At 40.8% G+C, this 7,030-nt stretch carries 7 protein-coding genes; 2 read left to right on the top strand and 5 right to left on the bottom strand.

The genetic code is table 11. From position 1 onward, the window contains the following. Nucleotides 1-121: 121 nt before the first annotated feature. Nucleotides 122-373, bottom strand: a complete 252-nt coding sequence (locus HZC31_03820; protein ID MBI5002487.1) for a hypothetical protein — start codon at nt 371-373, stop codon at nt 122-124. A 282-nt stretch (nt 374-655) separates the two neighbouring features. Here HZC31_03820 and HZC31_03815 point away from each other — a divergent pair, with 282 nt between their 5' ends. Both HZC31_03815 and HZC31_03810 read left to right on the top strand, forming a co-directional pair. Continuing rightward, nucleotides 656-1,387: a hypothetical protein gene (locus tag HZC31_03815; protein MBI5002486.1), complete on the top strand. Its 732-nt coding sequence runs from the start codon at nt 656-658 to the stop codon at nt 1,385-1,387. A 54-nt stretch (nt 1,388-1,441) separates the two neighbouring features. Beyond that, nucleotides 1,442-2,533, top strand: a complete 1,092-nt coding sequence (locus tag HZC31_03810; GenBank protein ID MBI5002485.1) for an FAD-dependent oxidoreductase — start codon at nt 1,442-1,444, stop codon at nt 2,531-2,533. On the opposite strand, the gene HZC31_03805 is transcribed toward HZC31_03810, so the two are convergent. Genes HZC31_03805 through HZC31_03790 form a run of 4 tightly spaced genes read right to left on the bottom strand, consistent with a single transcriptional unit; the run spans nt 2,534 to nt 7,026 of the window. Continuing rightward, nucleotides 2,534-4,006, bottom strand: coding sequence for a hypothetical protein (locus tag HZC31_03805; protein ID MBI5002484.1), 1,473 nt, complete (start codon nt 4,004-4,006; stop codon nt 2,534-2,536). A gap of 2 nt (nt 4,007-4,008) precedes the next feature. Next, nucleotides 4,009-5,583, bottom strand: a complete 1,575-nt coding sequence (locus tag HZC31_03800) for a hypothetical protein (GenBank protein ID MBI5002483.1) — start codon at nt 5,581-5,583, stop codon at nt 4,009-4,011. Nucleotides 5,584-5,585: 2 nt separating this feature from the next. Further along, nucleotides 5,586-6,686 carry a hypothetical protein gene (locus tag HZC31_03795; protein MBI5002482.1) on the bottom strand — a complete coding sequence of 367 codons (1,101 nt, stop codon included), beginning with the start codon at nt 6,684-6,686 and terminating at the stop codon, nt 5,586-5,588. Continuing rightward, complete coding sequence (locus HZC31_03790) at nt 6,676-7,026, bottom strand: hypothetical protein (GenBank protein MBI5002481.1); 351 nt, start codon at nt 7,024-7,026, stop codon at nt 6,676-6,678. Before HZC31_03790 ends, HZC31_03795 begins: the two co-directional genes overlap by 11 nt. Nucleotides 7,027-7,030: the final 4 nt, after the last annotated feature.

Genomic DNA, 7,030 nt, shown 5'->3' with positions numbered 1-7,030 from the left:
TTGAACGTACACATAGTTGGTTCAACCGATTTAGAGGGTTATTGATTCGTTGGTCTAAAAGACCAGATGCTTACATAGGATTATTGCATCTCGCATGTGGAATAATTACATGGAGGTCAATCTAATGGGATAGGCTCTTAATACAATTGCCCATGGAGCGAGGAATAGAAGTAGTACGTCCTTTGCCATTAAAAAAAGTATTATGATAATCGTCAACACTTCCACGAAGTCTTTGTGTCGTACGATACCCATACACAGTGCCAAGGCCAATACCACCAAAAGAAGTATGAGAACTTTCAGCAGCAAGCAGCCTTTCAGCGAGTGACTCCCCTTGTTGACCGCTGACTCCTATAATATGCACGTCTGTTTTCAAATTCCCACTCCCTACCAGTAGTAATCCATAAGGTAATTTAAATATTGTGATGTTTTTACAAAAATATCTCTCTTTTTGTCACCACTTTGTAACACAATAAACAAAATGGCGCAAATGAAAAGATGCCGATGTATTGACAGCTACTACATAGCATTAAGAGTAAGTAGTTCTCATGAACATAAAAAGATGTGTTGTATACCCAACTACTACAAAAAGTTATATAAGTATAAAGTGTCCTCTTCATTAAAACAAATAGTACATTGAAAGATTTACGAGGAAAAAATGGAAGAATCAATTCTTCAGGAGATCGGACTTACACAAAATGAATCACGAGTGTATCTTTCGCTACTTAAAACAAAGGCCGCAAGCGCAACTGTCGTTGCGCAGGAAAGCAAAATCCATAGGGTTAATGTATATGATACATTAGAGAAATTAAAAGAGCGCGGTCTTGTGAGTGAATTAACTATTGGCGGCAAAAGAATTTTCACCGCAGCAAATCCTGAGAATATCACAAACATTCTCAAAGAGAAAGAGATTAAACTTAAGACAATTCTTCCGCAATTACAGATGAATTATGCGATGCAGCAAAAAGATTACGCGCTCAATCTGTATAAAGGCGCGAACGCCCTGCGAAAAAGACTGCTTCGTTTTGCAGAATATAATAAACCCATTTATGCGTGGGGAGTTCCTAAAAATGTTGTTGAAGTCATTGGAAAAACATTTGTAGAAGAGATGCATCAGCAACGTGTTAAAAGAAAGCAATGGATGTATCATATTTACAACAGTGATGCAAAAGACAGGATGCTGTATCTGAATACGCTTGCGTACACAAAAGCGCGGTATCTTCCGGAAAGTTATGATTCTCCTGTTGAGACAAATCTTTGCGGCGACGAACTTCTTATGATTTTTCCTGGAGAAGAAATTATTACTGTGAGCATTGTGAATAAAGCGCTTGCGAACGCGTATGAAAAATATTTTTGGCTTCTCTGGGAGAAGACAAGTGAACAAAAATAGCGCCCATATTTTTTGCTTCTCAAAGAGAAATAAAAAAAGCATAGATAAATGAAAATGGCAGATCTGGAAATTGATGTGGGAATTATAGGGGGAGGCGCAGTTGGATGCGCTATCGCGGCACAACTTACCGAGAATTATTCTGTTATTCTTTTTGAAAAGAACCATAATTTCGGAGATGAACAGTCCGGAAGAAACAGTGGAGTTTCACACGCAGGACTCTATTACTCCCCTAAGTCTCTTGCTGCACAATTATGCATTGAAGGACAGCGCATGCTTAAGGCATTTTGCGAAAAACATAATATTTCATATAAGGAAACAGGAAAGATAATTGTCCCGCAGAATCCTCATGACAGGAATGGAAGAAAAGGAATTGAAGATATCCTGGCAAATGCAATCGCTTCAGGAGCAGAAGACCTATCTATCATGGAAGGGAGTGATATCCAAAAAGTAGAACCGAATGTTGTTGCGGCGCTTGCACTCTATTCACCGCGAACAGGAATTGTTGATGCATCATCGTATGTGCAGCGTCTTGCAGGAATTGCAGAGAGAAAAGGAGTATACATGCTCAACGGGACAAAAATTAGAGGTGTAGCAGCAAGAGCAGATGGTTTTGATATAGAAACAGAAAAGAAAGGAAGTTGTCATGTAAAGATTCTGATAAATAGTGCAGGTCTTGGAGCAATTGACGTCGAGAAAATGTTGAATCCTGAAAATGAAGAAACATGCGTGTATGTAAGGGGGGAATATTGCAGTTATATCCCTAGAACAGAAAGAGGAAAAATTAGAGGAAACATTTATCCGCTTCCGGATGCAATGGGTTTGGGCGTGCACCTTACTCCAACATTCGATAGCGGAAAAATACTTGTTGGTCCATTTTATCGTGCAGTCAGTAGTCCAACAGACTATGGCTCAAATCTACTGGAACCGCATACGTTTGTGGAAGCAGTCGCGCCATTTTTTCCAGGGATAAAAGAAGAAGAGCTTCATCAAGATTACGCGGGCATTACCATGCGCCTTAATGGGATAAAGGATTTTGTAATTAAGAGAGATCCAAAATATGCATCGTGCATTCATCTTCTAGGAATTAAATCGCCTGGTTTAACAGCATCGCTTGCAATCGCAGAATATGTGAAACGTATGCTTTAATTAAGACAATGCCCTTTGAACATAAGAGCTGGTTCTAAACAATCCATGAACAGCAGCAAGATACCTTTTCTCATCTCCCGATGAAAAGTGGCCATAACCAAGTGCGTGAAACAGTGTTCCGTCTGTCAATAAAGTATACGCTCGAACAACAGCTGTTTTTGCTTCTGAAACTAACGCATCGTGCAATGGACGATAGTGAGCGGGAATATCTTGTTGAGGAAACGCTTCTAACTGCTGCGAAACCCAAAGTGGATGATAATCCGAATACTGGACTGTCGTTGATGTAGGGATATGAGCGGTTGCGGCAGAAGAATGCGTTTCTTTTTTTGGAGATATCTTTTCTTTTCTGTCTAAATCGTCAACAGCATGAGAAATCTCAGAACCAAATGAAATGCCTGTTCTGAATTCAATCTCCTGAATAATTCTTGTAATATTTTTTAACGCAAGACGATCATCATAAAAAATTTCATTGTTTGCCGCAGAGCGCAAAACAAGTGCCCCTATATCGTTTCTATTTTCAGAAAGCCAAGTGTCTCTTCTGAGGGTAAACGTTGTATATGCAACGCTGTATGCCTCTTCAAGCGCTTCAAATTTTGGACAAGCGGGAGTCAGAGAATAGTGCGATAAATAATCCTGATTGCAGGAAGAAAGCAAAGAAGAGAGTTGCTGAAGAGAAAGTTGCCCGACAACCGCATGGTCAAGAGTCGTGGTGCTGGAATTCAATTCAGCAGTTTTCTGCTGGATATCCTCGCGTTGATGCTGAAGTTCCGCAAAGTTTTTTATTTCTTCTCGCATATCAGAAGAGAGCGCAGAAATTCCTTCTACAAAAGAATAATACTGTTTTATTCTCTTTACTCCCTTTGTCGCTTCTTTTTGTAATGGAATTAGTGTCTCTTTGACGAATGCCAGAAGCTCTTCTTTTGTTGAAAAAAAAGTTGTTCTGTATTGTTGTCGAACAGCATCAATCTTCTCTTGAAGGAGTACTGCGTGTTGATACTGGAGGTGCCATTGTGTCATGTCCGCATCAGTTTCAGAGGAGAAGCCCGAAAACGGCTGGCCGTCTCCTATCGCCTTCTGACAATCTTTATAGAAAAGAACAGCGTGAAGAATATTTTCTTGAGTGGTATTTGATGATGACGTTACGCTCTCCCAAAGTCTCGCAATATATGCGGGTAATGCGACGTCTTTAATTCTTACTGCTATTTCTCGTGTTGCATTGTATTCTGCAATTAATGGAGCATATTGTCTTTGAACAGACCCTTCTAGAGTTATTTTTGGGATAATAGTATCGAACCGCTGTGTATCCTGTGTTGCCTCAGTAAGAAATTCAAGAACAAGAGAAGGGGATGACATGACAACAGGATCATCTTTTTGAAGAAGTTCTTCAAGCAGCAGATACCTATCTCTTACGTGCGTGTTACGAAATGTAGTATCAAATGCAGCGAGACAAGCGAGCCAATTTGTTTCATACATGTTTACGACCCTTGGATTTTTTGTTCCTGTGCAACCCATGCGCCTGCGTGAGCAGGATAAAATGTAGTCATGCGTTGTTGTGCTGAATGAATCATCTCTTCCCAGGGAAGTCCATTCTGCTCTTCTATTTTTTTCCTGACAATTTCAACGTGCTTTTGATCTCCTTCTGTTTTGTCAAGCTGCTGCATGTTCGCAAGCATTTGATCATGATAAAGTCCATAAATCAATTGATGATCTTCAATGCTGACAAAAACAGTTCTCTCTTGTGAAGAAGCGGATTCGCAAGAAGCATGATCAAGTTGAGCAACATATCTTCGATTATGACTAAATCTCGCTGCCGCACCAACTAGCCCGTAATATTGCGCTTGAAAACTTGCGGAACGCTGTGTCAGTGGAATGTAAGAAGCAACGTCTTGTGCGAATGGATCTGCAATGTGCAAAGAAAAAGGGTGATGTAAAAGAGAGCCAACATACATACGAAGATCTTTTTCCAGTTGAACATCAACGTCACTATCACCTTTGTAAAATGCGCTTTTCGCTTTTGCTTGGCGAACAGCTTCCTTATGTTCTTCTGTTGTGTCAGTAACAAGCGCAATGAAACGCCGTGCGGTTTCTTCATCATAATGGAATATATTTTCAAACGCGAGAGATGTAATAACAGTTAGTCCTGATTTGAGTGTATATTCTCGCACATCTTCGCGCCCAACAGTAACTCTTCGTGTCACGTCTCTTCCTTCAGTTATTCCTTTCATGATTTCGGCGATCATTGGGGTCTTTTGTCGTCCACCTGTACTATACGCTTTTTGTACCTCGGGAATATAAAGAATCCTTGTACTGTTAATTCTGTCCACATCATTCATGAGCGCGGTCTCTGACGCGAATTCAAGTTTGTAGATATCGGCAGGATCAAGGAGAGCGACTAACGCGTCAATGATTTTTGTTTTTCCTGAACCGCTTGGTCCACTTAAACAGAAATGAAGGCCGCTTGTCACGCACAATGTTTGCAAAATGAGATTCTTCTCTTCACCAACAACGCCTTTTTGGTTATAATAGCGAAGAAGCTGTTCAAGAATTTTTGAGTCGCGAAGTGAAGCAGGCAAAACAAAGTGATCAGGCTCAACTATTTCAAGAGCGGCTGATGATTGGCGTAAAGGCTGTTGAGAAGAAGAATGTGAACCTTCGTTGGCAAAATAACTGATTTCATCAATCTCTTCCAGAATACCATCAAGATTTCCAGACATTTCTTCAAGAGAAGCATGAGGCGCAGCAGAGTGATCTGCAGAGACAGAAGGTCTTCTTCTGACAATAACTTCAGGAACAACAGCAGGATGCGGAAGAGTAGGAGTGTGCTCTTTTGCTTTTTTAGGAGCAGTTTTTTCTTTCTGCTGCAGCGTTTGAAGATATGGATTAAATAATTCTGCTGCATACGTGTTCGAGGCATAGGCAGTTCGCATTCTTTCGACATCTTCCCTTCGTAAAGCAAGATCTTCTTTAGATATGCCGTCCAAAAGAGAAACGTATTGGCGTGCGCGATCAAGATCACGCTCAAGATTCCGCAAAAGAGGAGAGCTCCACATAATTATGGCCCCCCTAAATTTTGGGAACCAGATCCCAAACCAAACTTTTCTCGATAGTATTGTTGAAGTTTTCCAATTCCTTGTTCAATGGACGCGATAAGCGTTCTCGATTCTTCTGGCTCTGGAACAGCGACAGCAAATTGATACATTTCAACGCACGTTTCGTAGGTCACTCTTTTTTGATCAATAATAAGTCTCTGATGCTGCATCTGAGTTTGATTTGAGTGAATCATTTCTCTGTTTTGATACAACGCCATGAGTCCTGCAGTTATGACAGTTGCGGCTTGTTCAAGAAAGTCAAGATCACGTTTTTCATCTATAAGCTTGGATCGCTCATCCTGCAATTTCTGTGCGGTTGCATAACTCTCCTGTTGAATAACGAGAAGCAATCTTCTGTTTGTCTCGTAATCTCTTGTGGAATCTGAACCATCTGTAACGAACTCAAAACCTGCGTTACACAAGATTTCATCAGAGTACGATTGGATGGCAAATCTGCACGATTCATGATCCTCTTCTAAAGCTCTTTTCATTGCTTCATATTCTGCTATCGCTATCTCTCGCTGATCATATGATTTCCTAATTTCAAGCGCCCTGTCAAAAAGTGTCCGTTGTTTTTTTTCGTAGTCTTCTATCCTCTTGTTTAAAGATGCGAGATTCTGTGCGCAGGCAGCCTCTCCATTCTCAAGCTGCGTATATTTTCGCTGAAAAAAATCTTCCGCGACATGGGCGTTAACGCGAGTTTTGACAAGAGTTGTTAATGAGAGGGATGAGTAACTGCTAAGACCTTGCAACAAAGAATCTGGGTTCAAAACAAGTTGCGTATCGTCATTTTTTGCAGCATCGTCTGTTGTTCCTTCTGCTGTTTGTGCACTTGTATCCATAACGTGAATAATAGGGAGATATCCTGTCAACCAGATGACTCCAGAAAATATTCTCTGAAGATAGAAATCCGCGAGCTCCGCATGTTTGACAAGTCTTTGTTCGAAAGGAGTGTAAAAAGATTCCAGCACGCCAAACTCCCCAGCAATAACTCTTGTGGTGAGTTCCTGGCGTTCAAAAAGAAGAAGCGCTTCAAGTCCATTTTTAGATATTTCATCCACCATTATCCTCACCTCGAATTTTTTCAGGAAGGTATTGAAAATACTTGTTATCAATTCCTTCATCACTCTGTTCAACCGTAAATGTCATGCCATTGGAAAACAGCCAATCCCCTTGTTGCACAACTTCCTCAAGCCTTGAAGGAGTCTTTGACGCAGGTGCCTGAACATACTGCGAAGGCACATATGATCCATCTGATTTCTGATATGCGGTTTTTATTTCAGAACCAATAGTAGTGACCGCATAATACACACCACGTACTGCAAGCGCGCTGCCTCCAATAATGAGAGTGCCAACAATGCCTGCCGCGATATACAAACTTCGTTTTGATTGTTGTTTTTCCATATGA

It is taken from the genome of Candidatus Woesearchaeota archaeon, from assembly GCA_016214075.1.
Taxonomy (GTDB): Archaea; Nanobdellota; Nanobdellia; order Woesearchaeales; family DSVV01; genus JACRPI01.
Note: the sequence above shows the minus strand (reverse complement) of the source record. Positions and strands in the feature narration are given on the sequence as shown.

Bases quoted from the DNA above. Each gene is read 5' to 3' on its own strand.
- HZC31_03815 (MBI5002486.1), top strand. From the start codon at position 656: ATGGAAGAATCAATTCTTCAGGAGATCGGACTTACACAAAATGAATCA.
- HZC31_03810 (MBI5002485.1), top strand. From the start codon at position 1,442: ATGGCAGATCTGGAAATTGATGTGGGAATTATAGGGGGAGGCGCAGTT.
- HZC31_03805 (MBI5002484.1), bottom strand. From the start codon at position 4,006: ATGTATGAAACAAATTGGCTCGCTTGTCTCGCTGCATTTGATACTACA.
- HZC31_03800 (MBI5002483.1), bottom strand. From the start codon at position 5,583: ATGTGGAGCTCTCCTCTTTTGCGGAATCTTGAGCGTGATCTTGATCGC.
- HZC31_03795 (MBI5002482.1), bottom strand. From the start codon at position 6,686: ATGGTGGATGAAATATCTAAAAATGGACTTGAAGCGCTTCTTCTTTTT.
- HZC31_03790 (MBI5002481.1), bottom strand. From the start codon at position 7,026: ATGGAAAAACAACAATCAAAACGAAGTTTGTATATCGCGGCAGGCATT.